This window comes from Bacillus sp. MD-5, assembly GCF_002201875.1.
Classification (GTDB): Bacteria; Bacillota; Bacilli; order Bacillales; family Bacillaceae; genus Bacillus; species Bacillus stercoris.
Genome location: NZ_CP021911.1, coordinates 1,061,889 through 1,088,057 on the forward strand (window position 1 = coordinate 1,061,889; position 26,169 = coordinate 1,088,057).

General features: G+C 42.2%; 26 protein-coding genes, 1 pseudogene and 1 other annotated feature. Of the genes and pseudogenes, 19 read left to right on the top strand and 8 right to left on the bottom strand.

What is annotated here, in order from left to right; translation table 11 throughout:
- Nucleotides 1-69 precede the first annotated feature (69 nt).
- The 7 genes from CDO84_RS05210 to CDO84_RS05240 all read left to right on the top strand — a co-directional run bounded on the left by CDO84_RS05210 (nt 70) and on the right by CDO84_RS05240 (nt 7,649).
- On the top strand, nt 70-855 hold the full coding sequence (locus CDO84_RS05210; protein ID WP_040083456.1) for a DUF2268 domain-containing putative Zn-dependent protease: 786 nt from the start codon (nt 70-72) through the stop codon (nt 853-855).
- 191 nt (nt 856-1,046) lie between these two features.
- Nucleotides 1,047-2,033, top strand: coding sequence for an oligopeptide ABC transporter ATP-binding protein AppD (gene appD, locus CDO84_RS05215; protein WP_040083455.1), 987 nt, complete (start codon nt 1,047-1,049; stop codon nt 2,031-2,033).
- A complete protein-coding gene (gene appF / locus CDO84_RS05220) occupies nt 2,030-3,019 on the top strand; it encodes an oligopeptide ABC transporter ATP-binding protein AppF (RefSeq protein WP_040083454.1) in 990 nt (329 codons plus the stop codon). The genes appD and appF overlap by 4 nt, the downstream gene beginning before the upstream one ends.
- A gap of 87 nt (nt 3,020-3,106) precedes the next feature.
- Nucleotides 3,107-4,735, top strand: coding sequence for a peptide-binding protein (locus tag CDO84_RS05225; protein ID WP_040083453.1), 1,629 nt, complete (start codon nt 3,107-3,109; stop codon nt 4,733-4,735).
- Nucleotides 4,736-4,809: 74 nt separating this feature from the next.
- Nucleotides 4,810-5,760, top strand: a complete 951-nt coding sequence (locus CDO84_RS05230) for an ABC transporter permease (RefSeq protein WP_015252362.1) — start codon at nt 4,810-4,812, stop codon at nt 5,758-5,760.
- Between the two features lie 17 nt (nt 5,761-5,777).
- On the top strand, nt 5,778-6,692 hold the full coding sequence (opp4C, locus tag CDO84_RS05235) for an oligopeptide ABC transporter permease (RefSeq protein ID WP_040083452.1): 915 nt from the start codon (nt 5,778-5,780) through the stop codon (nt 6,690-6,692).
- 204 nt (nt 6,693-6,896) lie between these two features.
- Nucleotides 6,897-7,649, top strand: coding sequence for a YjbA family protein (locus CDO84_RS05240; protein ID WP_014663526.1), 753 nt, complete (start codon nt 6,897-6,899; stop codon nt 7,647-7,649).
- Between the two features lie 37 nt (nt 7,650-7,686).
- Here the strand turns inward: CDO84_RS05240 and trpS are convergent, their stop codons facing one another.
- Nucleotides 7,687-8,679, bottom strand: a complete 993-nt coding sequence (gene trpS, locus CDO84_RS05245) for a tryptophan--tRNA ligase (protein ID WP_040083808.1) — start codon at nt 8,677-8,679, stop codon at nt 7,687-7,689.
- Nucleotides 8,680-8,737: 58 nt separating this feature from the next.
- Nucleotides 8,738-8,952: a binding site (T-box leader), on the bottom strand.
- Between the two features lie 471 nt (nt 8,953-9,423).
- On the opposite strand from trpS, the gene oppA reads away from it, so the two are divergent.
- The 8 genes from oppA to spx all read left to right on the top strand — a co-directional run bounded on the left by oppA (nt 9,424) and on the right by spx (nt 17,665).
- The gene (gene oppA / locus CDO84_RS05250; protein WP_040083451.1) at nt 9,424-11,061 is read left to right on the top strand and encodes an oligopeptide ABC transporter substrate-binding protein OppA; all 1,638 of its coding nucleotides are present in this window, start codon (nt 9,424-9,426) and stop codon (nt 11,059-11,061) included.
- A 106-nt stretch (nt 11,062-11,167) separates the two neighbouring features.
- Nucleotides 11,168-12,103: an oligopeptide ABC transporter permease OppB gene (gene oppB, locus CDO84_RS05255; protein ID WP_014479444.1), complete on the top strand. Its 936-nt coding sequence runs from the start codon at nt 11,168-11,170 to the stop codon at nt 12,101-12,103.
- 3 nt (nt 12,104-12,106) lie between these two features.
- Nucleotides 12,107-13,024, top strand: coding sequence for an oligopeptide ABC transporter permease OppC (oppC, locus tag CDO84_RS05260; protein WP_003232954.1), 918 nt, complete (start codon nt 12,107-12,109; stop codon nt 13,022-13,024).
- Between the two features lie 4 nt (nt 13,025-13,028).
- A complete protein-coding gene (gene oppD, locus CDO84_RS05265; RefSeq protein ID WP_080488797.1) occupies nt 13,029-14,105 on the top strand; it encodes an oligopeptide ABC transporter ATP-binding protein OppD in 1,077 nt (358 codons plus the stop codon).
- A gap of 1 nt (nt 14,106) precedes the next feature.
- Nucleotides 14,107-15,024: an oligopeptide ABC transporter ATP-binding protein OppF gene (oppF, locus tag CDO84_RS05270; RefSeq protein WP_003239287.1), complete on the top strand. Its 918-nt coding sequence runs from the start codon at nt 14,107-14,109 to the stop codon at nt 15,022-15,024.
- Between the two features lie 105 nt (nt 15,025-15,129).
- On the top strand, nt 15,130-16,344 hold the full coding sequence (locus CDO84_RS05275) for an MFS transporter (protein ID WP_082033024.1): 1,215 nt from the start codon (nt 15,130-15,132) through the stop codon (nt 16,342-16,344).
- 166 nt (nt 16,345-16,510) lie between these two features.
- The gene (locus CDO84_RS05280) at nt 16,511-17,089 is read left to right on the top strand and encodes a GNAT family N-acetyltransferase (RefSeq protein ID WP_003244921.1); all 579 of its coding nucleotides are present in this window, start codon (nt 16,511-16,513) and stop codon (nt 17,087-17,089) included.
- Between the two features lie 180 nt (nt 17,090-17,269).
- Nucleotides 17,270-17,665 carry a transcriptional regulator Spx gene (spx, locus tag CDO84_RS05285; RefSeq protein ID WP_003245483.1) on the top strand — a complete coding sequence of 132 codons (396 nt, stop codon included), beginning with the start codon at nt 17,270-17,272 and terminating at the stop codon, nt 17,663-17,665.
- Nucleotides 17,666-17,707: 42 nt separating this feature from the next.
- Here the strand turns inward: spx and CDO84_RS05290 are convergent, their stop codons facing one another.
- Nucleotides 17,708-18,364, bottom strand: a complete 657-nt coding sequence (locus CDO84_RS05290) for a TerC family protein (RefSeq protein ID WP_040083448.1) — start codon at nt 18,362-18,364, stop codon at nt 17,708-17,710.
- 169 nt (nt 18,365-18,533) lie between these two features.
- On the opposite strand from CDO84_RS05290, the gene CDO84_RS21335 reads away from it, so the two are divergent.
- Nucleotides 18,534-18,674, top strand: coding sequence for a hypothetical protein (locus tag CDO84_RS21335; protein WP_134975725.1), 141 nt, complete (start codon nt 18,534-18,536; stop codon nt 18,672-18,674).
- Nucleotides 18,641-19,297, top strand: a complete 657-nt coding sequence (mecA, locus tag CDO84_RS05295) for an adaptor protein MecA (RefSeq protein ID WP_040083447.1) — start codon at nt 18,641-18,643, stop codon at nt 19,295-19,297. Before CDO84_RS21335 ends, mecA begins: the two co-directional genes overlap by 34 nt.
- On the opposite strand, the pseudogene CDO84_RS21910 reads toward mecA, so the two are convergent.
- Nucleotides 19,292-19,411, bottom strand: a pseudogene (locus CDO84_RS21910) (hypothetical protein). The gene mecA and the pseudogene CDO84_RS21910 sit on opposite strands and share 6 nt — an antisense overlap.
- A gap of 73 nt (nt 19,412-19,484) precedes the next feature.
- Here CDO84_RS21910 and CDO84_RS05300 point away from each other — a divergent pair.
- Both CDO84_RS05300 and pepF read left to right on the top strand, forming a co-directional pair.
- Complete coding sequence (locus CDO84_RS05300) at nt 19,485-20,606, top strand: competence protein CoiA (RefSeq protein WP_231560783.1); 1,122 nt, start codon at nt 19,485-19,487, stop codon at nt 20,604-20,606.
- A gap of 229 nt (nt 20,607-20,835) precedes the next feature.
- Nucleotides 20,836-22,665 carry an oligoendopeptidase F gene (gene pepF, locus CDO84_RS05305; RefSeq protein WP_187248786.1) on the top strand — a complete coding sequence of 610 codons (1,830 nt, stop codon included), beginning with the start codon at nt 20,836-20,838 and terminating at the stop codon, nt 22,663-22,665.
- A gap of 38 nt (nt 22,666-22,703) precedes the next feature.
- Here the strand turns inward: pepF and CDO84_RS05310 are convergent, their stop codons facing one another.
- The 5 genes from CDO84_RS05310 to CDO84_RS05335 form a co-directional block, all read right to left on the bottom strand.
- Entirely contained in the window at nt 22,704-22,871 is a 168-nt protein-coding gene (locus CDO84_RS05310; RefSeq protein ID WP_003244944.1) for a hypothetical protein, read from the bottom strand.
- Between the two features lie 313 nt (nt 22,872-23,184).
- Complete coding sequence (gene spxH, locus CDO84_RS05320; RefSeq protein ID WP_040083444.1) at nt 23,185-24,084, bottom strand: protease adaptor protein SpxH; 900 nt, start codon at nt 24,082-24,084, stop codon at nt 23,185-23,187.
- Nucleotides 24,081-24,479, bottom strand: a complete 399-nt coding sequence (locus tag CDO84_RS05325; protein ID WP_003232928.1) for a globin domain-containing protein — start codon at nt 24,477-24,479, stop codon at nt 24,081-24,083. Before CDO84_RS05325 ends, spxH begins: the two co-directional genes overlap by 4 nt.
- 251 nt (nt 24,480-24,730) lie before the next feature.
- The gene (cwlQ, locus tag CDO84_RS05330) at nt 24,731-25,465 is read right to left on the bottom strand and encodes a bifunctional muramidase/murein lytic transglycosylase (RefSeq protein WP_040083443.1); all 735 of its coding nucleotides are present in this window, start codon (nt 25,463-25,465) and stop codon (nt 24,731-24,733) included.
- A 14-nt stretch (nt 25,466-25,479) separates the two neighbouring features.
- Nucleotides 25,480-26,052 carry a CYTH domain-containing protein gene (locus tag CDO84_RS05335; protein WP_014663539.1) on the bottom strand — a complete coding sequence of 191 codons (573 nt, stop codon included), beginning with the start codon at nt 26,050-26,052 and terminating at the stop codon, nt 25,480-25,482.
- Nucleotides 26,053-26,169: the final 117 nt, after the last annotated feature.

A 26,169-nucleotide genomic window follows, 5' to 3' on the forward strand; every position in this document is an offset into this window, starting at 1 on the left:
CCAAACCGGCTGCCCCTAAAGGGTAGCCGGTTTTTTTTGTGTGCATAGATTAAAAGAGGAGGCGATCACATGAGTGTAGAACAAACACATAGCTGGCTCAGAAAGGCTGCTTCAATAGATGATTTGGCACCTTACATTATCCCGCTTTTTTCAGGTGCGGGGAAAAAGAACTGGAAGGGCATTTTGGGGCATCTTCAGCATCATGGGATGTTTAAAAACATGACAGAGGGTATTCAGACTGCTTCCAAGCTGAAGGAAAAAGGTTTTTACGAGCATATCCAAAAGGAAGAACAGTATCTCAAAAACAAATGGCAAGGTCCTGATGTACCAATTGTTCCGCTGCCGGTTGATGAACGAAATAGGAGAATTCGTTTAGAATTTGGATCAAAATCAGGACTCGCGTTTCAAGACAAAATGTTCCTCTTTCTTTCGTCAGATTTAGATTTTGGATCAGTATCTGCCCTGATGACGCATGAGTATCATCATGTTTGCCGGTTAGGCCATCTCACAAAAGAGGAAAAGGATGTCACATTACTTGATACAATCATCATGGAAGGGCTGGCGGAATATGCTGTTTATGAGAGGTTCGGCCGAAGTCAAACGGCTGAATGGACGACTTGGTATACCCCAGAGCAGCTTCAGGCTTTATATGAAAAAAAGATTGCGCCCCATCAGGATATCAAACGGGATGATCGATTATTTCCCCAGCTGTTATTCGGTAAAGGATATCAGCCGAAAATGCTTGGATACGCAGTTGGATTCAATATTGTAAAAAAGTATTTAACTGCCAACAAGGCAAGCACCGCAGACGGACTTTCCATTCCTGCTGAAACCTTTTTGGATGCAATGCTTTAAAAGGATAAAATAATGGAATTTCGTTAATAATATTACATTTATCCTAAAAAATTCTTGATTTTGCAAAATGATTGTAATAATATACAACTATAAAATTTTTCGATAATTCAATATTATTTATTATTTCTGAATAAAGGGATTGCTTTCTCTTGAAAACGATTGACCACAAGAGGGGGGAAAGGGGAGCTAGCATGAGCACACTATTAGAAGTGAATAATTTAAAGACTTATTTTTTCCGGAAAAAGGAGCCGATCCCTGCGGTTGACGGAGTCGATTTTCACATCAGCAAAGGCGAGACCGTCGCGCTTGTAGGTGAATCGGGCTCCGGAAAAAGCATTACTTCCTTATCAATTATGGGCCTCGTCCAAAGCTCAGGCGGAAAAATCATGGACGGCTCTATTAAACTCGAAGACAAAGACCTCACCTCATTCACTGAAAACGATTATTGCAAAATCCGCGGAAACGAAGTATCCATGATCTTTCAAGAACCAATGACCTCCCTTAATCCGGTGTTAACAATCGGAGAACAAATTACCGAAGTGCTGATTTACCATAAAAACATGAAGAAAAAAGAAGCCTGTCAGCGAGCTGTTGAACTCTTGCAGATGGTCGGTTTCTCCCGGGCGGAGCAAATAATGAAGGAGTACCCGCATCGGCTGTCAGGCGGTATGAGACAGAGGGTGATGATTGCCATCGCACTAAGCTGTAATCCTAAATTGCTCATTGCCGATGAACCGACGACAGCGCTGGATGTGACAATACAAGCCCAGGTGCTGGAGCTCATGAAAGATCTCTGCCAGAAGTTCAACACATCGATTCTTCTGATCACACACGACTTAGGTGTCGTGTCCGAAGCGGCTGATAGAGTGATTGTCATGTACTGCGGACAAGTCGTAGAAAACGCCACTGTTGACGACTTATTTTTAGAACCGCTTCATCCTTATACAGAAGGCCTGCTTACGTCAATTCCTGTTATAGATGGAGAGATTGATAAATTAAATGCGATTAAAGGCAGCGTGCCTACACCTGATAATCTGCCGCCGGGGTGCCGTTTTGCCCCAAGGTGTCCGAAAGCTATGGATAAGTGCTGGACAAATCAGCCTGCGCTTTTGACACACAAAAGCGGAAGAACGGTGAGATGCTTTTTATATGAGGAAGAGGGTGCAGAACAATCATGACAGCAGCTAATCAAGAAACAATCTTAGAGCTTCGTGACGTAAAAAAATACTTTCCGGTCCGCTCAGGCCTTTTTCAAAGAAAAGTCGGTGATGTAAAAGCGGTGGATGGTGTGTCATTTTCGTTAAAAAAAGGAGAGACACTCGGAATCGTTGGAGAGTCGGGCTGCGGAAAATCGACTGCCGGTAGAACGATGATCAGACTATACAAACCAACAGAAGGCCAAATTCTTTTTAAAGGTCAGGATATTTCCACTCTGTCAGAGGAGAAGCTGCGGAAGAGTGTCCGCAAAAATATTCAAATGGTGTTCCAAGATCCATTTGCCTCGTTAAACCCGAGAAAGACACTGAGGTCTATCATAAAGGAGCCGTTTAATACGCACAACATGTATACGATGCGTGAACGAAACGAGAAAGTCGAAGAGCTGCTTGCGAGAGTTGGCCTTCACCCGTCGTTTGCCGGACGTTATCCCCATGAGTTTTCCGGCGGACAGCGTCAGCGGATCGGCATTGCCAGAGCACTCACTTTAAATCCAGAGCTTATCATTGCTGATGAGCCGGTTTCCGCACTTGATGTATCCATTCAGGCCCAAGTGATTAACTTGATGGAGGAATTACAGGAGGAATTTGATCTTACGTATCTATTTATCTCCCATGATCTAAGTGTCGTCCGCCATATCAGCGACAGAGTCGGAGTGATGTATCTTGGCAAAATGATGGAGCTGACCGGCAAGCATGAGCTCTATGACAACCCGCTTCACCCATATACTCAAGCGCTTTTATCCTCCGTTCCGGTTACAAGAAAAAAAGGATCTGTCAAACGTGAACGCATTGTCCTGAAGGGAGAGCTGCCAAGTCCGGCCAACCCGCCAAAAGGCTGCGTATTCCACACAAGATGCCCTGTTGCAAAACCGATATGCAAGGAACAAATACCAGAATTTAAAGAAGCTGCTCCCAGCCACTTTGTGGCTTGTCACCTTTATAGCTAATGTTGCCCGCACAGCTTTGAGAGGGGGTATGCATACTACATAAACAACAGCTGAGAAGAACGAACATTTTAAAAGGGGGAATATCTAATGAAAAGACGGAAAACCGCACTGATGATGCTAAGTGTATTGATGGTCCTGGCCATCTTTTTATCAGCCTGCTCGGGCTCAAAATCGAGCAGCAGCAGTGAGAAAAAATCAGCAGGCAAACCTCAGCGAGGCGGGGATTTGGTTGTAGGGTCAACTGGGGAGCCAACATTGTTTAATCCACTCTATTCTACAGACGTTTCCAGTTCAGATATTGAAGGGATGATCTATAGTACATTATTAGAAACGGATGAAAAACTAAATGTGAAGCCTGCTTTAGCTGAAAAAGTAACAGAATCCAAAGATGGCCTGACTTATGATGTCAAAATTAGAAAAGGTGTAAAATTCCATGATGGAAAAGAACTTACAGCCGATGACGTTGTTTTCACTTATAGCATACCTTTAAATAAGGACTATAATGGTGAACGCGGTTCTGGTTTTGAATCACTAAAATCTGTTACAAAAAAAGGTGATTATGAAGTTGAATTTAAATTAAAGAAAAAAGATGCATATTTTTATAATGTTGTTTTAGACAGCTACGGCATTCTGCCCAAACACATTTTAGGGAAAGTGCCAGTTGCAGATTTAGGCGAAAATGAATTTAACAGGAAGAATCCAATTGGTTCGGGTCCATTCAAGTTTGTTGAATGGAAGAAGGGCGATTATGTAAAACTTGAAGCAAATGATGACTACTATGGCGGAAGACCGTATTTAGATACAGTGACAGTTAAGACGATTCCTGATTCTAATGCCGCTGTTGCTCAATTAAAAGCTGGGGATATTGACTTCTTTGTTGTACCAGGCACAGACTTTGAGACAGTTAAAACATTTGATAATGTTCAAGTTAAATCAGATCTTGGTTTGAACTACAGTTATATTGGATGGAATGAAAAAAATGAATTATTTAAAGACAAAAAAGTCCGCCAAGCTCTTACGTATGCGCTTGATCGAAAAGCAATGGTAGATCAGGTGTTAAATGGTGATGGAAAAGTTGCAAACGTTCCTGAAAGTCCGCTTTCTTGGAACTATCCAAAAGGTGATGTACCTACATTTGATTACAATCCTAAAAAGGCTAAAAAGCTCTTGGAAGAAGCAGGATGGAAAGATACAGATGGAGACGGTTACCTTGATAAAGATGGAAAGAAATTTTCATTTACCATTAAAACGAACCAGGGCAATAAGATTCGGGAGGATTTAGCAGTTGTTGTTCAGCAGCAACTTAAAGAAGTAGGAATTGAAGCAAAACCGCAAATTGTAGAATTTAGTGCTCTTATTGAACAAACAAGCGCACCGAATTGGGATTACGATGCACTACTGCTCGGTTGGAGTTTGGCTACATTCCCAGATCAATTTTCAATTTTCCACTCCAGTCAATCTAAGAACGGATTAAACAACATATGGTATAAGAATCCTAAAGTCGATAAACTTTTAGAAGAAGCTAAATCAATTACAGACAGAAAAGAATATCAGAAAAAATACGAAGAAATCTATAAATTGATTGCTGAGGACCAGCCTTATTCATTCCTGTTTTATTACAATTATCATAGGGCAATCCCGACAAACATGCATGGCTATGTATTCCATCCGAAAAATGACTTATATCATATTGAAAAATGGTGGCTTGAACAATAATAGTTAAATCCCTAGAGAGGTGAGGATTATGCATCCTTTCCTCTTTATCCTATTTTAGAAAAGGGGACAAGAATATGGTTACATATATTGTTCGTCGAACATTAATGTCTCTGCCAATTCTTTTGGGCATTACAATTTTATCATTTGCGATAATGAAAGCGGCGCCAGGTGATCCGATGTCACTTATGATGGATCCGACAATCAGCCAAGCTGACAGAGCCAAATTTATTGAAAAGTATGGACTCAACGATCCGGAACCTGTTCAGTACTTAAAATGGCTTGGGAACATGCTCCAAGGCGACTTTGGGACATCTATTGTTAAAAAGGGGACACCAGTTTCCGATCTAATCCTTTCACGTTTGCCAAATACTCTGGTGCTCATGGTTTTTTCAACTCTTGTTGCTCTTCTGATTTCAATTCCTTTCGGTGTTCTTTCTGCAAAACGCCCTTATTCTAAGCTTGACTATGGTATAACTGTCACGTCATTTTTAGGGCTGGCGATACCAAATTTCTGGTTCGGATTAATTCTTATTATGGTTCTTTCCGTAAATCTCGGTTGGTTTCCTACGGGAGGTGTCGGAACTTTAAACGCTGACTTTAACATTTTTGACAGGCTCCATCATTTAATTTTGCCTGCATTTGTTTTAGCAACTGCGGATATGGCCGGTATTACTCGTTATACAAGATCAAGTATGCTTGATGTATTAAAGCAAGATTATATAAGAACAGCTCGAGCCAAAGGATTTAAAGAAAATAAAGTGATTTTCAAACATGGCTTGAGAAATGGCCTGCTTCCTGTTATTACAATTTTCGGATTAATGATTCCGTCATTTATTGGCGGTGCTGTCGTAGTTGAGCAGATTTTTACTTGGCCAGGATTAGGAAAGTTATTTATTGATTCGGCATTCTCTCGAGATTATCCGGTTATTATGGCCATGACTGTGATTTCTGCTGTTTTGGTTGTACTGGGAAACTTGATTGCAGATATTTTGTATGCATTAGTTGATCCGAGAATTGAATATTAAAAGGGGGGGGGACACACATGACAAATCCAAACACTGCGGCTCCCTCTAATGAGGTAAAGCTAAAAGAAAATATTAGAAAAAAACCAGAAACAATGACTAGGATCTTTTTTGAGAAATTTTTCAAAAATAGGCTTGCTGTTGTTGGGGGGATTATTTTATCAGTTATCATCTTAATGGCGGTCTTTGCTCCTTTTATTGCACCTTACTCGCCTGAGAGTCAATCTCTTTTAAACAAACTGAAGCCGCCAAGCGCTCAAAATCTAATGGGGACGGATAAGTTTGGGCGCGATATATTTACAAGGGTGTTATATGGAGCACGTGTGTCTTTATTAGTTGGTTTTGCTTCAGTAATTGGTGCGATTACAATTGGTACGGTTGTTGGAGCTTTAGCAGGATACTTTAAAGGAATAGTAGATGCTGTATTGATGAGGGCTGTCGACGTAGTTTTATCTATTCCGGATATTTTTCTGCTTATTACCTTAGTTACAATTTTTCAACCGGGAATGGATAAGTTAATTTTAATTTTTTCTCTGACGGGCTGGACTACAACAGCGAGACTAGTCAGAGGTGAGTTTCTATCCCTACGGTCAAGGGAATTTGTATTGGCTGCTAAAACAATAGGCACAAAAAATTACAAAATTATTTTTTCGCATATATTGCCGAATTGTATTGGGCCAATTATTGTTTCCGCTACTTTAAAAGTAGGTAGTGTCATTCTAGCTGAATCAACGTTAAGTTACTTGGGTTTCGGTATCCAGCCGCCAATTGCTAGCTGGGGAAACATGCTTCAGGATGCTCAAAACTTTACATTAATGATTCAAGCATGGTGGTACCCGTTATTTCCCGGGCTATTTATTTTAATGACCGTTTTATGCTTCAACTTTGTCGGTGATGGCCTGCGGGATGCGCTTGACCCGAAAAATATTAAATAAAAATGAATATAATATCTGTTATAAAATATCACCAAATCAGAAAAAAAGCAGGTCTCCCTTTGTCAGAAAATATACAAAGAGATCTGCTTTTTGTGATTCTTGCATAAAACCAGTGATTCCAGATTTCCTCAATCTCTTTGGAATAATTTCTCTGTCCCTTGCCTATACTGTGGACAACAGTTCTTATAAAGTGAGGGGTTAGAGATGTTATTTCTTCATGATGTGTGGGTCAATTGGTTTGAAGGGGAAGAAAATGGCTACAATGTATGCCACTTTCACGAATGGCGCAAGGAAGATACGGTTGAGCTTTTGGATCAGGTGCCTCTGTTAAGGGTGCCGTCAGTACTGTTTCATTACATAGAAAACGATTTGTCAGAGCTTCCGAAAGGTTTGCTTGAAGACGTACATCAGAAATCGTACATTCGGAAAAATCATGAGCGGACAAAGCTTGAATATTGTTTTGTTGTAACAGACGGAATCGGCATTTTGGCTGTCGACACGATCGGCTATACAATCCCTGTCAGGAAAAGCCGTCTGATCCCAAGACAAGAGCAGCTCGTTTATGAAATGGTAAAAGATGTAGAGCCTGAAGCGTATGAATTTGAACCAAAGAAACTGGAATCCTCTAAAGAATATCACATCTTATCATTAGCACCAGAACATGTCAGGGGTCTGACAAGAAAAGAACGGCAAATCAAGCAGCTGATGTTTATGGCGCTTGACCAATTAAAAGGGCTGAAAAACCGCGCTGAAATCGGCTATTGGTATACAGAGTGGAATCCGCATATGTATGAACAAATCAAACGGATGAGCTTTGAAGAGATTTGGGACATGCTGTATAACGAAACAATTGAAGGCTGGTCGGATAAGCACCTGGCTTTTTGCGAAAACCTAATAAAAGGACAGCCTTTTTTCGAAAAGCTGTGGGAAATGGAAAATGAATCAAAGGTAAACTGAAATAAAAAACCGCTCTTTGCAAAGAGCGGTTTTTTGATCAGCGTCTTTTTCTTCCAAGACCCATGGCATTCTCCATTTTTTTCAGCATTTTGTTTGCTGTCCGGTTCGCCCGTTCCGCGCCTTCATCAAGAATCCGGTCTAATTCTTCAGATTCTATCAGCTCATAATAGCGGTCCTGGATCGGTTTTAATGCGTTCACCACGACTTCTGCCAAATCACCTTTAAACTCGCCGTAGCCTTTTCCGTCGTATTTTGCTTCAAGCTCTTCAATTGTCGTATTGCCGAGGATTGAATAAATCGTAAGAAGGTTGGAAACACCCGGTTTGTTTTCTTTGTCAAATTTTACAATGCCCTCGGAATCTGTCACAGCGCTTTTGATTTTCTTTTCAAGAAGCTTCGGTTCATCCAGCAGTGTAATATAAGATTTCTGGTTCGGATCAGATTTGCTCATCTTCTTCAGCGGATCATTCAGAGACATGATGCGTGCACCGACTTTTGGAATTTTCACTTCCGGAATCGTGAAGATGTCGTTGTATTTTTTGTTGAAGCGTTCTGCGAGATTCCGAGTCAGCTCAAGGTGCTGCTTTTGATCCTCACCAACAGGCACAAGATCCGTTCCGTACAGCAGAATATCAGCGGCCATCAGCGGCGGGTATGTTAACAGGCCGGAGACGACAGCCTCATTGCCTTTGGATTTGTCCTTAAATTGAGTCATTCGTTCAAGCTCGCCGATATATGCGACACACTGCATCATCCATCCGGCCTGTGCGTGCGCGGGAACCTCTGACTGAATAAACAATGTTGCTTTTTCCGGATCAAGTCCGACAGCTAAGTAAAGCGCCGCCAGACTGCGGATATTCTTTCTTAGCTGGAGCCGATCTTGAGGAACGGTTATTGCATGCTGGTCCACGATGCAAAAATAGCTGTTATAATCATGCTGCAGTTCGACAAACTGCTTCATTGCACCGATATAGTTGCCAAGCGTAACAGAGCCGCTTGGCTGAATGCCTGAAAAAATCGTTTGTTTCATGAAAACATCAACCTCATTTCTTAAAACATAATAAAAAAGGCTCATTCTTCCCCTATAAAAAAGGGACGAATGAACCGTGGTACCACCCTGATTATTCCATTAAAATGGAATCACTCTGACGTTTGTAACGGAGTCTGCTCCGGCTGAGCCTACTTTTTTCGGGTTCGGTCAGCTGCTCCAAAGTCCATTCCACATTGCCCGTTATCTGCTCCCAGCACCGCAGACTCTCTTCAAACAGGTGAAATGTGTACTACTCTTCTTCATAGCACGCTTTTCTTTTGATTGCTTCATTATAAATCAATTATAACCAATTGTCATCATGAAAAAACATTCTTTTTCCCAGTAACATTGTAATGATATAAATAACATGGGTGCTGTAAAACCCTTAAATGATAACTGCTATCAGTGTAAAAACAGGCAGATATTATATGTAAAAAGCAATATGGATAGAAAACTCATGAAAAAGTTTTTAATCAATTTATGCTTTAAATGGTAGAAGGATATTATGTTCGTGGAAGAAAAACTAACGAAGTTTAAATATTTTAAATTGATAAAATAATATTGCAATAAATTATTTGTTTCATTATAATGAACTTGTTCACTCTATTGTTACAGCTTTTTTACAAAAATAATCAGAAAAGACGGAACAGAATAAAAGTTATGGAAACTTAGGTTCATTTGTCTGATATTTCTGAGGATTTAGCCGTAAGGAGCTGAAAAATTCTTATTAGGGGGTTTGCGAATATGAAAAAACGTTGGTCGATTGTCACGTTGATGCTCATTTTCACTCTCGTGCTGAGCGCTTGCGGCTTTGGCGGCAGCGGATCAAACGGTGAAGGGAAAAAGGACAGTAAAGGAAAGACAACACTTAACATTAATATTAAAACTGAGCCGTTCTCCTTACATCCGGGATTGGCAAATGATTCAGTTTCAGGCGGTGTCATCCGTCAGACTTTTGAAGGATTGACACGCATCAATGCAGATGGGGAGCCTGAAGAAGGCATGGCATCTAAAATCGAAACAAGCAAGGACGGTAAAACATATACATTCACTATTCGTGATGGTGTGAAATGGTCTAATGGAGACCCTGTGACAGCACAAGATTTTGAATATGCTTGGAAATGGGCGCTTGACCCTAATAATGAATCACAATACGCTTACCAGCTCTACTACATAAAAGGTGCTGAAGCGGCGAATACAGGCAAAGGCAGCCTAGATGATGTGGCAGTAAAAGCCGTGAATGATAAAACGCTGAAGGTTGAATTAAATAACCCGACTCCATATTTCACTGAATTAACTGCGTTCTATACGTATATGCCGATCAACAAGAAAATTGCAGAGAAAAATAAAAAGTGGAATACAAATGCTGGGGATGATTATGTATCAAACGGGCCGTTCAAAATGACAGCATGGAAACACAGCGGTTCTATTACTCTCGAAAAAAATGACCAGTATTGGGATAAAGACAAAGTCAAACTGAAGAAAATTGATATGGTTATGATCAACAATAACAATACGGAATTGAAAAAATTCCAAGCTGGCGAACTTGATTGGGCCGGTTTGCCGCTCGGACAGCTTCCGACAGAATCTCTCCCTTCCTTGAAAAAAGACGGTTCTTTACATGTTGAGCCGATGGCAGGTGTGTATTGGTACAAATTCAACACAGAAGCTAAGCCGTTAGACAACGTCAATATCCGTAAAGCATTATCTTATGCGATTGACCGTCAATCGATTGTTAAAAACATTACGCAAGGAGAGCAAATCCCAGCAATGGCTGCGGTGCCGCCGACAATGAAGGGATTTGAGGATAACAAAGAAGGCTACTACAAAGACAACGATATCAAAACGGCAAAAGAATACCTTGAAAAAGGCCTAAAAGAAATGGGCTTAAGCAAGGCATCTGACCTTCCGAAAATCAAATTGTCTTATAACACTGATGATGCACATGCGAAAATCGCTCAAGCTGTACAAGAAATGTGGAAGAAAAATTTAGGCGTAAATGTTGAGCTTGATAACTCTGAATGGAATGTCTATATCGATAAGCTCCACAGCCAAGATTATCAAATCGGCCGTATGGGCTGGCTTGGCGACTTTAACGATCCTATTAACTTCCTAGAATTGTTCCGTGACAAAGACGGAGGAAATAACGATACGGGCTGGGAAAACCCAGAATTCAAAAAATTGCTGAATCAGTCACAAACTGAAACAGATCAAAACAAACGTGCAGAGCTGCTGAAAAAAGCGGAAGAAATTTTCATTGATGAAATGCCGGTCGCTCCAATTTATTTTTATACGATTCCTTGGGTACAAGACGAAAATCTGAAAGGAACCATTATTACTGGAACTGGAGAAATTTATTTCAGAAACGCGTACTTTCAATAAGTCTTATTTGTGAAAACAATAACCTCAAGGTATATGGGGACCTATTTCCCATATACCTTTCTTACTGAAGAATATAAAAAAGTAAAAACCATGGAGGTGTTCCCCCTTGCTAAAATATATCGGAAGACGCTTAGTCTATATGATTATCACACTATTTGTGATTGTAACTGTGACATTCTTCTTAATGCAAGCAGCACCGGGCGGGCCATTTTCAGGTGAGAAAAAGCTTCCGCCTGAAATTGAAGCAAACTTAAATACGCACTATGGCTTGGACAAGCCGCTGTTTGTACAATACGTCAGTTATTTGAAATCAGTTGCAATGTGGGATTTCGGACCATCATTTAAATATAAAGGTCAGAGTGTTAACGACCTGATCAATTCAGGTTTCCCCGTTTCATTCACTCTTGGAGCAGAAGCTATTCTCCTCGCTTTAGCGTTAGGTGTATTGTTTGGAGTCATTGCAGCTCTTTACCATAATAAGTGGCAGGATTATACCGTCGCGATTTTAACGATATTTGGTATTTCAGTTCCAAGCTTTATCATGGCGGCTGTTCTGCAATATGTGTTCTCCATGAAGCTTGGGCTGTTTCCGGTCGCGGGGTGGGAGTCCTGGGCATACACCTTTTTGCCTTCAATCGCACTTGCTTCCATGCCGATGGCGTTCATTGCCAGACTTTCCCGTTCAAGCATGATCGAAGTGTTAAACAGTGATTATATCCGCACTGCGAAAGCGAAAGGGCTGTCCCGCCCAGCAGTTACTGTGCGGCACGCCATTCGAAACGCGCTTTTGCCGGTTGTTACATACATGGGCCCGATGGCTGCCCAGGTCTTAACGGGAAGTTTTATCATTGAAACGATTTTTGGGATCCCGGGTCTTGGTTCACACTTCGTAAACAGTATTACAAACCGTGATTATACAGTCATTATGGGTGTAACGGTGTTCTTCAGTGTCATCCTGCTATTGTGTGTATTAATCGTAGACGTGCTTTACGGCATTATTGATCCAAGAATCAAGCTTTCCAAAGCAAAGAAAGGAGCCTAGGCCATGCAGAACATTCCGAAAAACATGTTTGAACCAGCCGCAGCGAATGCCGGCGATGCAGAAAAAATAAGTAAAAAGAGCCTTTCCCTCTGGAAAGATGCGATGCTTCGCTTCCGCAGCAATAAGCTTGCAATGGTCGGGCTTATCATTATCGTGCTCATTATCCTTATGGCCATTTTTGCGCCGATGTTCTCAAGGTATGATTATTCAACTACTAATCTCTTAAATGCGGATAAGCCGCCTTCAAAAGATCACTGGTTCGGCACAGATGATCTTGGACGGGACATTTTCGTCCGTACCTGGGTAGGAGCGCGAATCTCAATCTTTATCGGTGTCGCAGCCGCTGTTCTTGATTTGCTGATCGGCGTCATTTGGGGGAGCATTTCAGGCTTCCGCGGAGGAAGAACAGATGAAATTATGATGCGTATCGCTGATATCCTTTGGGCAGTTCCTTCATTATTAATGGTTATCTTACTTATGGTTGTTCTTCCGAAAGGGCTATTTACGATTATTATTGCCATGACGATTACGGGCTGGATTAACATGGCCAGAATCGTGCGCGGACAAGTGCTGCAGCTGAAGAATCAAGAGTATGTGCTTGCTTCACAGACACTGGGTGCAAAAACATCCCGTCTGCTGTTTAAACATATCGTGCCAAACGCAATGGGTTCCATTTTGGTCACGATGACATTGACAGTTCCTACTGCGATTTTCACAGAAGCCTTTTTAAGCTATTTGGGACTCGGTGTCCCGGCTCCGCTGGCAAGCTGGGGAACGATGGCTTCTGACGGATTGCCTGCATTGACCTATTATCCGTGGCGTTTATTCTTCCCTGCCGGATTTATCTGCATTACAATGTTTGGCTTTAACGTTGTCGGCGACGGATTAAGAGACGCATTGGATCCTAAGTTACGTAAATAAGGGAGTGATACGGGTGACACGCCTATTAGAAGTAAAAGATTTAGCAATTTCATTTAAAACATATGGCGGAGAGGTCCAAGCGATCCGCGGAGTGAATTTCCATCTGGAAAAAGGAGAGACGCTGGCTATCGTCGGAGAATCAGGTTCCGGAAAAAGTGTAACCTCTCAGGCGATTATGAAGCTGATTCCAATGCCTCCGGGTTATTTCAAACGCGGTGAAATCCTGTTTGAAGGGAAGGATCTGGTGCCGCTGTCCGAAAAAGAAATGCAAAATGTCCGGGGAAAAGAGATCGGCATGATATTCCAAGATCCGATGACCTCCTTAAATCCAACGATGAAGGTCGGTAAACAAATTACGGAAGTGCTTTTTAAACACGAAAAGATCTCAAAGGAAGCGGCTAAAAAACGCGCGGTTGAACTGCTGGAATTAGTCGGTATCCCAATGCCGGAAAAGCGGGTGAACCAATTTCCGCACGAATTTTCAGGCGGTATGAGGCAGCGGGTTGTCATCGCCATGGCGCTTGCGGCGAATCCGAAGCTTTTGATCGCCGACGAGCCGACCACTGCACTTGATGTAACGATTCAAGCGCAAATTCTGGAATTGATGAAGGATTTGCAAAAGAAAATTGACACGTCCATCATCTTTATCACACACGATCTTGGTGTTGTGGCAAACGTTGCTGACCGGGTCGCTGTCATGTACGCGGGACAGATTGTAGAAACAGGTACGGTAGACGAAATTTTCTACGATCCGAGACATCCGTATACTTGGGGGCTACTTGCATCCATGCCGACACTGGAAAGTTCAGGAGAGGAAGAGCTGACTGCCATTCCGGGCACGCCGCCTGATTTGACAAACCCGCCAAAAGGAGATGCTTTTGCCCTGCGGAGCCCTTATGCGATGAAAATCGATTTTGAACAGGAGCCGCCAATGTTTAAGGTATCTGATACTCATTATGTCAAATCGTGGCTGCTTCATCCCGACGCGCCAAAGGTAGAGCCGCCTGAAGCGGTAAAAGCGAAAATGCGTAAACTGGCAAACACGTACGAAAAACCTGTCTTAGTGAGAGAAGGTGAATAAATTGACTGAAAAACTATTAGAAATCAAACATTTAAAACAGCACTTTGTCACGCCGAGAGGAACGGTTAAGGCTGTAGATGATTTATCATTTGATATCTATAAAGGTGAAACATTAGGGCTGGTTGGTGAATCTGGCTGCGGTAAATCGACAACAGGCCGAAGCATTATCCGGCTGTACGAAGCAACCGATGGTGAGGTGCTGTTCAACGGCGAAAATGTGCACGGGAAAAAATCGCGGAAAAAACTGCTGGAATTCAACCGCAAAATGCAGATGATATTCCAAGACCCATATGCATCCCTGAATCCGAGAATGACAGTTGCTGATATTATTGCTGAAGGGCTTGATATTCATAAGCTGGCGAAAACGAAAAAAGAGCGGATGCAGCGGGTCCATGAACTATTGGAAACAGTGGGATTGAACAAGGAACACGCGAACCGCTATCCCCATGAATTTTCCGGCGGCCAGCGCCAAAGAATCGGGATTGCCAGAGCGCTTGCTGTTGATCCGGAATTCATTATCGCGGATGAGCCGATTTCCGCTTTGGATGTATCCATTCAAGCGCAGGTCGTGAATTTAATGAAAGAACTGCAAAAAGAAAAAGGGCTCACATACCTGTTTATTGCCCACGATTTATCGATGGTCAAATACATCAGCGACCGCATTGGAGTTATGTATTTCGGGAAACTGGTTGAGCTTGCGCCGGCAGATGAGCTTTATGAGAATCCGCTTCATCCATATACAAAATCATTGCTTTCTGCGATTCCGCTTCCAGATCCGGACTATGAGAGAAATCGCGTCCGCCAGAAATATGATCCGTCCGTCCATCAATTAAAAGATGGGGAAACGATGGAATTCCGTGAAGTCAAACCGGGACATTTTGTGATGTGCACGGAAGCCGAATTTAAAGCTTTTTCATGATTCATCAATCCTTCAAGAGAATCTCTTGAAGGATTTTTTTGCGTCTCCATAGAAAGTGAGAATGATAACATTTACAATTAGAGGAAAAAGCGGAGGCGAAATACGATTCAATTTTTGCATAACAAAAATGTTTTTGCGCTATTGCTGTCTCAATCTCTACAATCCTTAGCAGGAGTCCTTGTCACAATCGTTTTAATGGTCCGTGTTTATCAAATGACTGACTCCGTTTTTTTTGCTGGACTCGTATTATCGTTCATGTCGTTTGCAAGTATAGCTGCAAGCTTTTGCGTCTCTCCGGTGCTTCGCAATCTCGGTTTTAAAAAGGTGCTTGCGGGCGCAAATCTGCTGAGAGCGGTCTTTACAATCCTGATGGCATACAGTGTCACTCATCACGGACAGGCATTCTTTTGGATTACGCTGCTGTTTGTGTTCTGTTTTTCCTTCGCGGGCGCTTTTTTTCAGCCGGCAAGATTCGCGCTGTTGCCGATTATTGTTCCAAAAGAGCACTATGTAAAAGCGAATGGCGTGATCTCCCTCTCGAATCAATTGTTCTTAACAGCAGGCTGGGGCCTTGGAGGCCTTCTGACGTACGCCGTCCCTTTTGAAGTCGTTGTCGGTGCAGCCATTTGCCTGTTTGTTCTTTCGGGAGTTTCCCTCAAGGGGCTTCATATAAATGAAAAAACGACTGATGAAACAGATGAAAAAGCATCTGGCAGAAGTATATGGAAGGATTTAATGATTATTCCTATTGTAAGAGACATTACTTTTATGGACATGATAGAAGCTTTGGCGGGTTCTGTTTGGTCGTCTGCTATTCTTCTCGCCTTTACTGCGGTTGTTTTGCATGAAACAGAAGCGTGGTGGGGGATGTTTAACGCTTCTTATTTTATAGGTGCCATTGTCGGCAGTGTGATTGCGATTCGTTTTTCTGCTTTTTTTGAGCGGAACATGGGCTGCGCTATTATTTTCTGCTCGCTTGTGATGGCGGCGCTGACCCTTCTGTTCTCAATTTCTACAATCCCGTTTTTATGCGCGCTGGCTTGTGCCGCAATGGGGCCTTTTTATCAGGTGCGTGATATTTGCCAGGAAACCATGCTGCAGGAGGTTATTCCCGAACAGAAACGTATCGGGATCATGGCTGCGAAAAATGCAATTTTAACTCCTTGGTCAGGCGTCACCTACTCCATTATGGGGTTAGTGGCTGATGCGGCTGGTGCGAAAACAGCTTTTATTGCGGCTGCTGCATTATATATCATAACGTTTCTGATTGCACTGGCACAGCCCCGCCTTGTTCATTACAGGCGAGAAAACCGGGTTTAATGAGATGCACTTCAGAATAAACGGAGCAGTTGGCTCCGTTCATTCTGAAAAAAAATGAAACCATGGCGGAAGTTCGTACGTCTTTATAGATGTAAGGCTGTTTAAACAAGAAGAAATGGGGTATATCTAAAAGTATGAAGACAATGAACTCATAAGGAGCAAATCAATGAACTGGTATGAAAAGCTTAGCGAGTACTTTCCAATTGAAGAAATGAAATCAAAAGCGCATATGGAAGCTCTTCTGAAAGAGCGAAGCGATATTTACCATAAAGATGAAGGCAAACATCATATTTTAATGTTTGCGGAATTCGATTCTTTTATTTTCGTTGATTATCTGTATGTGTCTAAGGATGCAAGAGGGCAGGGGCTTGGCGGCAAATTGATCGCAAAGCTGAAAAAGAAAAATAAGCCCATATTGCTCGAGGTGGAACCTGTTGATGAAGATGATACTGATACAGAAAAACGCCTGAGGTTTTATCAAAGAGAGCATTTCAAGCATGCTCAATCAATTGGGTACCGTCGCCGGTCATTGGCTACGAATGAAGTAAACAAGATGGAGATTCTGTATTGGTCACCGAAAACAGAATCAGAAGAAGAAATTCTTGAAGCCATGAAACAGACATATGAAAACATTCATACTTATAAAGATGAGAAATGGTACGGAGAATCGTACGAAAAAACGGATGAGGTCTTGGAAATCATCGATGAAGAAAAACAAAAAAATATTTTCGATCAGTTAAGCTAATTGAGAATAAGAACATATCATGAACATTAAAAATTTGCTGGATTGACACATTTTTTTCTTAGGATACTGTTCACACTTACTTTTTTATAGTATAATACCTGTAAAGATTCCTTTTTTAGAGTAATTTCAATTTAAGAATAAAATAGATGTTCATCCTACTAATTAGAGGAGTGAAGATGAATGGTTACACTATACACATCACCAAGCTGTACTTCATGCAGAAAGGCGAGAGCGTGGCTCGAGGAGCACGAGATTCCATTTGTAGAAAGAAACATTTTCTCTGAACCTTTATCAATTGATGAAATAAAACAAATTCTTCGAATGACTGAGGACGGAACAGATGAAATCATCTCAACCCGTTCAAAAGTATTCCAAAAACTCAATGTGAACGTTGAATCTATGCCGCTGCAAGATTTGTACCGCTTGATCAACGAGCATCCAGGTTTGCTTCGCCGTCCGATCATCATCGACGAAAAACGTTTGCAAGTCGGATATAACGAAGACGAAATCAGACGTTTCCTGCCAAGAAAAGTTCGCTCTTTCCAATTAAGAGAAGCACAGCGTTTGGCAAACTAATAGATCGTATCATCAAAAGAAGGCTGAGTCATCAGCCTTCTTTTATTTTTCAACCTGCTGGTAATAAATGCTCGCAAGAATGACAAACGCAACCGTCAAAATGGGGAGGAGTGTTTCGACTGTGCCGTGCTGCGCCATAAAAAGAGACAGTTTTTTGTCTCTGACAATCATTTCTCCGCCAGTATAAGCAAGCAGCCCGCTTCCCGCGTAAATCAGAAGCGGTATTTTTCCTAGTGCAAAATGGATGAGTTTGCTGCCCCAAATAATAACCGGAACCGATACACACAAACCTATGACGACGAGAGAAAACTCACCGTGTGATGCTCCTGCAACTGCGATGACATTGTCCAGCGACATAAAGAGATCTGCAAGCACAATCGTTCGTATCGCTCTCCACAAAGAGGTGCTGCTTTTAATGTGCTGCGTATCCTTTTTTTCGATCAGCAGCTGATATCCTAAATACAGCAGGAAAATTCCGCCGGCGCACTGCAAGAACGGAATGTTCAAAAGATATACTGCTGCACTTGTTAATCCGATTCTCATGGCAACGGCTATAAATGTTCCGAGAATAATAGCTTGCTGTCTTTGCTTGTCCGGCAAATGTCTGCTGGCCATGGCAATGACGACCGCATTATCTCCGCCGAGGATCAGGTCGATCCCAACAATAACAAGCAGAGAAATCAGATAGTCATGCTCCATGAATCGGCACCTCGCTTTCAGTCCTTCGCTTGTACTACTACTATATGAGACAGGCCGTATTTTATGATATCAGCAGCCTGAACTGCCGTTTTTTAGGCAAAGGTGCATTTTTATTTCTTTTGTGACTGTTTTATCATAAAATAGAAATACAAAGGAATTCACACTGGCCTTGCTTAAGGTTAAGATGTGGACGGAATGGGTAAAGTGTAGTAAAGTACAATTAATCGGGAGCTTAGATGTCCCTTCAACATCTTATATAGAAGGGAAGGTTGGCAAATGGAAATTGAAAGAATTAACGAGCATACAGTAAAATTTTATATGTCTTACGGAGATATTGAAGATCGCGGTTTTGACAGAGAAGAAATTTGGTATAACCGTGAGCGCAGTGAAGAACTGTTCTGGGAAGTCATGGATGAAGTTCATGAAGAAGAGGAATTCGCTGTGGAAGGCCCTCTTTGGATTCAAGTTCAGGCACTTGACAAAGGATTAGAAATCATCGTCACAAAAGCCCAGCTTTCCAAAGACGGACAAAAGCTCGAACTGCCGATTCCTGAGGATAAAAAGCAAGAACCAGCATCTGAGGACCTTGACGCCTTGCTGGATGATTTCCAGAAAGAAGAGCAGGCCGTCAATCAGGAAGAGAAGGAGCAAAAGCTTCAATTTGTCTTGCGATTTGGCGATTTTGAGGATGTTATTTCTCTATCTAATTTGAACATTAACGGAAGCAAAACGACTTTATATTCGTTTGAGAACCGATATTATTTATATGTGGATTTTTGCAATATGACTGATGAAGAGGTTGAAAATCAGCTAAGCATCCTGCTGGAGTACGCAAATGAATCCTCAATCAGCATACACCGTCTTGAAGAGTACGGCAAGCTGATTATTTCAGAGCATGCTCTAGAAACGATAAAAAAACACTTTGCATCATAGCAAACCGATTTCTTTCCGGAAATCGGTTTTTTTATGCACTAAAATGCAATTTTAAGATGTGAAAAATCGAAAACATACGTACAAGCGAAAATACAGCGAACAGGAGTTGATCAATTTATCCAGAAAGTATACCTCATCTGGAAAGGAGAGATGACTATTGTTTAGTGCTGTGACTGAAGACGGTCAAATGTTTCACCTTTTAGGCGCTCAGCAAAGCCAAAAATTAAAGCGGAAACGATTCTTCTGTCCGGTATGCGGAGAAGAGCTTGCTGTGAAGCTCGGACTTCAAAAAGCGCCGCATTTCGCCCATAAACAGAACAAGTCCTGCTCCATAGACATAGAACCGGAAAGCGCCTACCATTTAGAAGGAAAAAGGCAGCTGTACGTATGGCTGAAAACGCAAAAGGCTTCTCCCATATTGGAACCGTATATAAAGGAAATCAACCAGAGACCGGACGTCTTGGCAAGGATCAAGGAGCGTATGCTTGCTGTTGAATATCAATGTGCCACGATCAGTCCGGATGTCTTTCAAAAGCGGACAGAGGGCTTCAAACAAGCAGGGATCATCCCGCAGTGGATTATGGGACACAGCCGCTTACAACGGACTGCTTCGTCCTTTTATCAGCTTTCAGCTTTTCATTGGCAATTTATCAATGCAAACCCATACAGAGAACTGATATGTTATTGTCCGGAAAGGCGTTCTTTTCTCCGGCTCAGCCACATCATTCCATTCTACACAACCCATTCTTATTCCTCAGTCCAAACGATCCCTATCCATCGGGCAGGTATAGACGATCTTTTTTTTACTGAACCGAAATCCTCAATTCAATATTCAGGCTGGACGAAAGCGATACACCGTTTTCGCCATAAACCCCATCGGTTTAACTCAAAGGAAACAAACCGCCTTAAGCAGCTGTTTTATGAGAAGCGGCAGACACCCTTTTCTTTTCTGCCGACTGAAGTGTTTGTTCCTGTTGTAAAAGGGGCAGTTTTTAAGAGTCCGGTTTTTGTGTGGCAGGGGTTTCTTTACCTGTTTATCACGGATTTTGGAGAGAAACATGCGCCAATTCGTTTTTCAGCCGTTTTACAGCAATGCAAACTGCACATTCATAAAAAGAACATTGCACTCAGATTCGAATGCAGCGAAGAGTGTCTTTCAGAAGCTGTTAAACAGTACATTGATTTTTTGTGCAAGAAGGGATTTTTAAGGGAGACTCAGAAAGAAGTATATGTGCTGAACCAGCCTGCAGATGGCATTCGCTCAATGCAGGATCTCATAGAAAGAGACCGCAGCTGTTTTATAGAATGAGTTTGTCTGATTTGGCTCACCCTAAGACAAAGGTGGTGGGCTGGCTGTGAACGGCACAAAAGGAAAGGTTTTTCGTGTTTTTACTGCTTTTTTGGCATTCGTTCTCTTCATTACTGCATATGATTTGACAAAAGGCAGTGAAAAACCGGAAGATATTCACAACACAAGTTTATTGGGAAACAGTTGCTTTTTCAATTGGCTTGAATCAAAGAAGACGAGGGGGATCACCATGGCTGAGGAAAAAAAAGCAAATCAACTGCCTGACAGAAGTGAGGTAAAGGCAGAAGACACATGGAGACTTGAGGATATTTTTCCTAGTGATGAGGCCTGGAATAAAGAATTTCAAGCTGTAAAAGAATTAATTCCGAATTTATCTAAGTATAAAGGAAAGCTGGCCGATTCAGCTGATCATTTATACGAGGCTCTTACGTACCAAGATAAAGTGATGGAGCGGCTGGGAAGGCTGTACACATATGCGCATATGCGCTCTGACCAGGATACCGGGAACTCCTTTTACCAAGGGCTGAATGACAAGGCGGGAAACCTGTATACACAGGCCGCCAGCGCGACAGCTTATTTGGTTCCTGAAATTTTATCCATAGAAGAAGACAAACTGCAGCAGTTCATTCTTGAAAAAGAAGAATTAAAGCTGTACTCTCATGCGATTGAGGAGATTACAAAGGAACGTCCGCATGTGCTGAGCGAGAAGGAAGAGGCGCTGCTTGCTGAGGCTTCCGAGGTATTAGGGTCATCTTCAAATACATTCAGCGTGTTAAATAACGCAGATATTACGTTCCCGTCCATTAAAGACGAAGATGGGAATGAAAAACAGATCACTCACGGCAACTTTATTAACTTCTTGGAAAGTGAAAACCGCGAAGTCCGCAAAAATGCGTTTGACGCAGTGTATAAAACGTACGGACAATATAAAAACACAATGGCCACGACACTAAGCGGCACTGTGAAAAAGGACAACTTCTACGCGAGAGTGAAAAAGTACAATTCAGCGCGTGAGGCTGCGCTTTCTAACAACAGCATTCCTGAGGAAGTATACGATAACCTCGTGAAGACGATTAATAAGCATTTGCCTCTTCTTCACCGATATATCGCGCTGAGAAAGAAAGTGCTAGAGCTTGATGAAGTGCATATCTATGATCTGTATACACCGCTTGTGAAGGATGCGGGCATGAAGGTGACATACGAGGAAGCCAAAGATTACATGCTGAAAGGCCTCGCACCTTTAGGGGAGGAATATGCCTCTATCCTAAAAGAAGGGCTGGAAAACCGCTGGGTGGACGTTTATGAAAATAAAGGAAAACGCAATGGCGCTTATTCATCAGGAGCTTACGGCACGAATCCGTATATTTTGATGAACTGGCATGATAACGTCAATAATCTCTTTACGCTCGTGCACGAGTTTGGACATTCCGTACACAGCTACTATACGAGAAAGCACCAGCCATATCCATACGGCAATTACAGCATCTTTGTCGCAGAAGTTGCTTCTACGACAAATGAAGCGCTTCTTGGCGAATATCTGCTGAATAATTTAGAGGATGAAAAGCAGCGTTTATATATCCTCAACCATATGCTTGAAGGCTTTAGGGGAACGGTCTTCAGACAAACGATGTTTGCCGAGTTTGAACATCTGATCCATACAAAGGCGCAAGAAGGCGAGCCGCTTACACCTGAGCTCCTGACAAATGTTTATTACGATCTGAATAAAAAGTATTTCGGAGACGGCATGGTGATTGATAAGGAAATCGGCCTTGAATGGTCGCGGATTCCGCACTTCTATTACAATTACTATGTGTATCAGTATGCGACGGGGTACAGCGCTGCCCAAGCATTAAGCAGCCAGATTTTGAAGGAAGGGAAGCCTGCGGTTGACCGTTATATTGACTTCCTGAAAGCGGGAAGCTCACAATACCCGATTGATGTCCTGAAAAAAGCGGGCGTTGATATGACGTCTCCAGAGCCAATCGAAGCTGCTTGCAAAATGTTTGAAGAAAAACTCGATGAAATGGAAGAGCTGCTGATGAAAGTCAAGCAGTCTTAAAAAAAGTAAGCCTGTGCGGAAATGACGCACAGGCTTTTTTAAAACCCTTTAAAGGTTTTCCGGTGATTCAAGCGGTAGAGGGTAAACAAAATAGACAGAAACAGCAGAGGAGAGGTAATATAAAGCGGCAGCATATGCATCATGCCTAAGATATTCAGACAGAAAAAAACGGCAATGCACACAATCGAGATCAAAGTAGACATCATGGCGGTCCTCCTCGTCCTTTTTCCTTATAAGGATATGAGTGAATGGACTCCGTTATGTTTTGTGACAAAAATATGAACATTAAGCATAGAGGTTGTCAAAAGTCGACATCTTTTGTTATCATAAGGATGTGAAATTGATCACAAACAAACATTACCCCTTTGTTTGACCGTGAAAAATTTCTCCCATCCCCTTTGTTGTCGTTAAGACATATGAAACCGCGCTTATCCCGGCGCGGTTTCTTTAGTATTAAATTTAGAACATACGTTTGGTTTTGGCGCAAAAAAACAGCCTCAAGCATATGCACGCCTGCGGCTATTTTTCACATGATTGATATTTATCAGAATAAGTGCTGAGAGACTTCCAAAACATTCCGTGTTTGGCCTCCACTTTGGCAACCTTTTTAGCAAACGCCAATTTTTTCATTTCTTTTTCTACCTCTTCAAGGCTCAGGTCATATACAAGAGCAATTTCCTTCGAGGCAACGAAGCGGAAATATTCAATAAAACATTCTAAAGGCGGTGTTTCCGACGGCTTCGGCTCGTCGCCAAGCATCTCAAATAAAATTTCTTCATATACATCATATGAGTAGCTGCCAGGAACTTTAAGCCCTTCATCCTCATGCTGCGTATTGAAAAACGTCAGTGTCGGATTAACAGAAACATCCATCTCAGCAGCAATTTTCATGTCACATTGAAGCGCCTTGACCGCGCTTTGAGAATGCAGATCTTTTTTAAATTCTTCAAGATCGAGACTTGTATTTTCAGCAATCTCTAAAAGCACATTTTCATCGGTGATGTTTTTCTTTGAAACAAATAGGCTCTCCTGCATATTTCTGAGAAATTGCATACCGGCTTTTCTTCCTTGCAATTCGGCTGCTTTAAAAGCGAGAGCAGCCATATAAGGTGATGAAAGCGGCTGATCTTGCTCGAACCAGAGATTGCCGTCACACGACATGCCTGAGCGGCTCGCGATCTTTTCCCATGCTTCTGCGAGAAGATGCTTTTTTCGCTTTTTATTTAAAGCGGTAAGGCTTGCGGAAGCGATAATGCGTAAGGTGAAAAAACGTCCGTATCTAATTTTCAGCTTTTTGATGACGGGCTCTAAGGACCAGCATTCAGGACATAAAGGGTCTACAAACATATAAATCTCAAGCGGTTTTTTTGGATGACCGTGGCAATGGGCGAAGTATAGCTCATGCTGATAGTTTGTCAAGATGATCGATCCTCCGCTTCTGTTTGATTCACCATATGCCTTGCTGTCAACTCCAGGCGGCCAAACAAAAACTCGCGAATTTCGCCCTCCAGCCCTACATGGTCCATTGCGTCCTTCATACAGCTGAGCCACGCATCAGCTCTCTCGTTTGTAATTGGAAAGGGAAGATGCCTTGCTCTGAGCATAGGATGGCCGTGTTCTTCAGTATAAAGAGGAGGCCCGCCTAAATACTGAGTTAAGAATTGCTTCTGTTTCCTGGCGGTTTCTGTCAAATCGCTCGGAAAAATCGGCTTCAGCAAAGGATGAGACGCGACACGCTCATAAAAAGTATCAACAAGTTGCGATAGAAGTTCCTCTCCAATCGCTTCATAAGGTGCGTTAAACGATTGTCCCATGTTGACTACTCCTTTAAATATGGCTAATAGGAATCATAAATCCTATTGCAAAAAGTAATTTTCTGTATTTCATTGTTTCATCTAGGTTTATTTTAGCAACAAGGCATCATTTCTACAAACAAACTGCCTTTTTTGCGTATGATAACTCATTTCGGCTGACAGCCGGGGTTTGTATTTCATATCATATCACATAAAAATCAGGAATGCGTAAGATTTCACTTCGCAAAAAAACCAGAGGGGGAGCCCTCTGGTTACGCGTAATAAGCTGAAGTTATTTTTTTTACATAGTTTTGCGTTTCTTGGAAAGGAGGAATACCTCCGTACCGGTCAACATTCCCCGGTCCGGCGTTGTAAGCCGCTAATGCCATAGACACATTGCCGTCGTATTTATCCAACATTTGTTTTAAATATTTCGTTCCGCCCTCCACATTTTGCTGCGGATCAAGCGGGTTGGAAACGCCTAGTGAGCTTGCTGTTGATGGCATCAGCTGCATGAGGCCCATCGCACCTGCTCCGCTGACCGCTTTTGCATTAAAGCCTGATTCCTGCTTGATGATGGCACGAATCAGTTTTTCATCGACGCCATATTTATCAGCGGCTTTTTTAATCGCACTGTCAACGGAGAAGTCTCCCGAACTGATCTGATTTGCTTCATGTTTGTTTGAAGCTGAAACTGCAGCAGCTGCTTCGGTGCTTTCTGCCGCTTTTGTGATTGAGCCTGAATTGCTGCTCGTATATGAGTTAAGCCCATACGCTGAAAGCAGTGACGGCGCTGTTGTATTCGCGCTGTTCAGCATGCTGAGCGGGCTTGGCGATGAGGAAGGTGCTGATTGCTGAGATGCCAGACCGTTTGTATATTGGCTGAGCAAAGAGCTAAAACTTGAAAGCGGGCTTTCCGTATTCTGATTGTCCGAGATGCTGCGTGCATTAGATATGGACTGTAGTGCCTGAAGCTGAAGTAAAGCTGCCCAATTCGTTACATTCACGATGTCATTCCACCTTATATAGACTTTCGTTTTTCTTCATAAAAACGCAGAATTTTATTTTTGGTTTCGCGTTGAGGAATGCTGAATTGCTGAAGCAGCTTCTCGAAGGCTTGTCTGCCCTCATGCCAATCCGCCGCCTCAAATTCAATTTCATAGTCCTCTTTATTTAAATATCGGCTGTGGTCTAAAACTATTAAGCCTTTTTCTGTTTCTTTTTCCGCTCGGTTTGTTGCTAAAGATCCAAAGTATCGAATGGCATCCGTATCGATCTGAAGCTTGTGCAGCTGGTCCTTCACAGGGCCCTCGGGAACTGAAAATGCAGCTAGATCTGATACCTCTGAAAGCTGCTGGTGCGTTTCCAGAAGCCCCACATCAGCCGGCTCTTTTAATGTAAGGACATACTTTCCGTTTTTTCTGCGGATACGAAGCGCTGCATGTTTTTGTTTCAGCGCAAAGCTGTCTGTATCAAAATAATGATTCTTTTGATCTGTAAAATCTTTTTCTGTCAGCTGGAGTGCCGCTGTTATGTTTTTGAATTCTTGTTTGGTCAGCATGTTTTTAAATTCGATTTCAATTTCTTGGGTCATGATACTATTCCTTTCCGCCGTGAAAATCTTATTTTTACTATTATCTCTTTAGATGTTTGGTTTATCAATATCGAGCTTGATATGATAAAATGAATCTGAACTTTGTTTAAAAAGGAG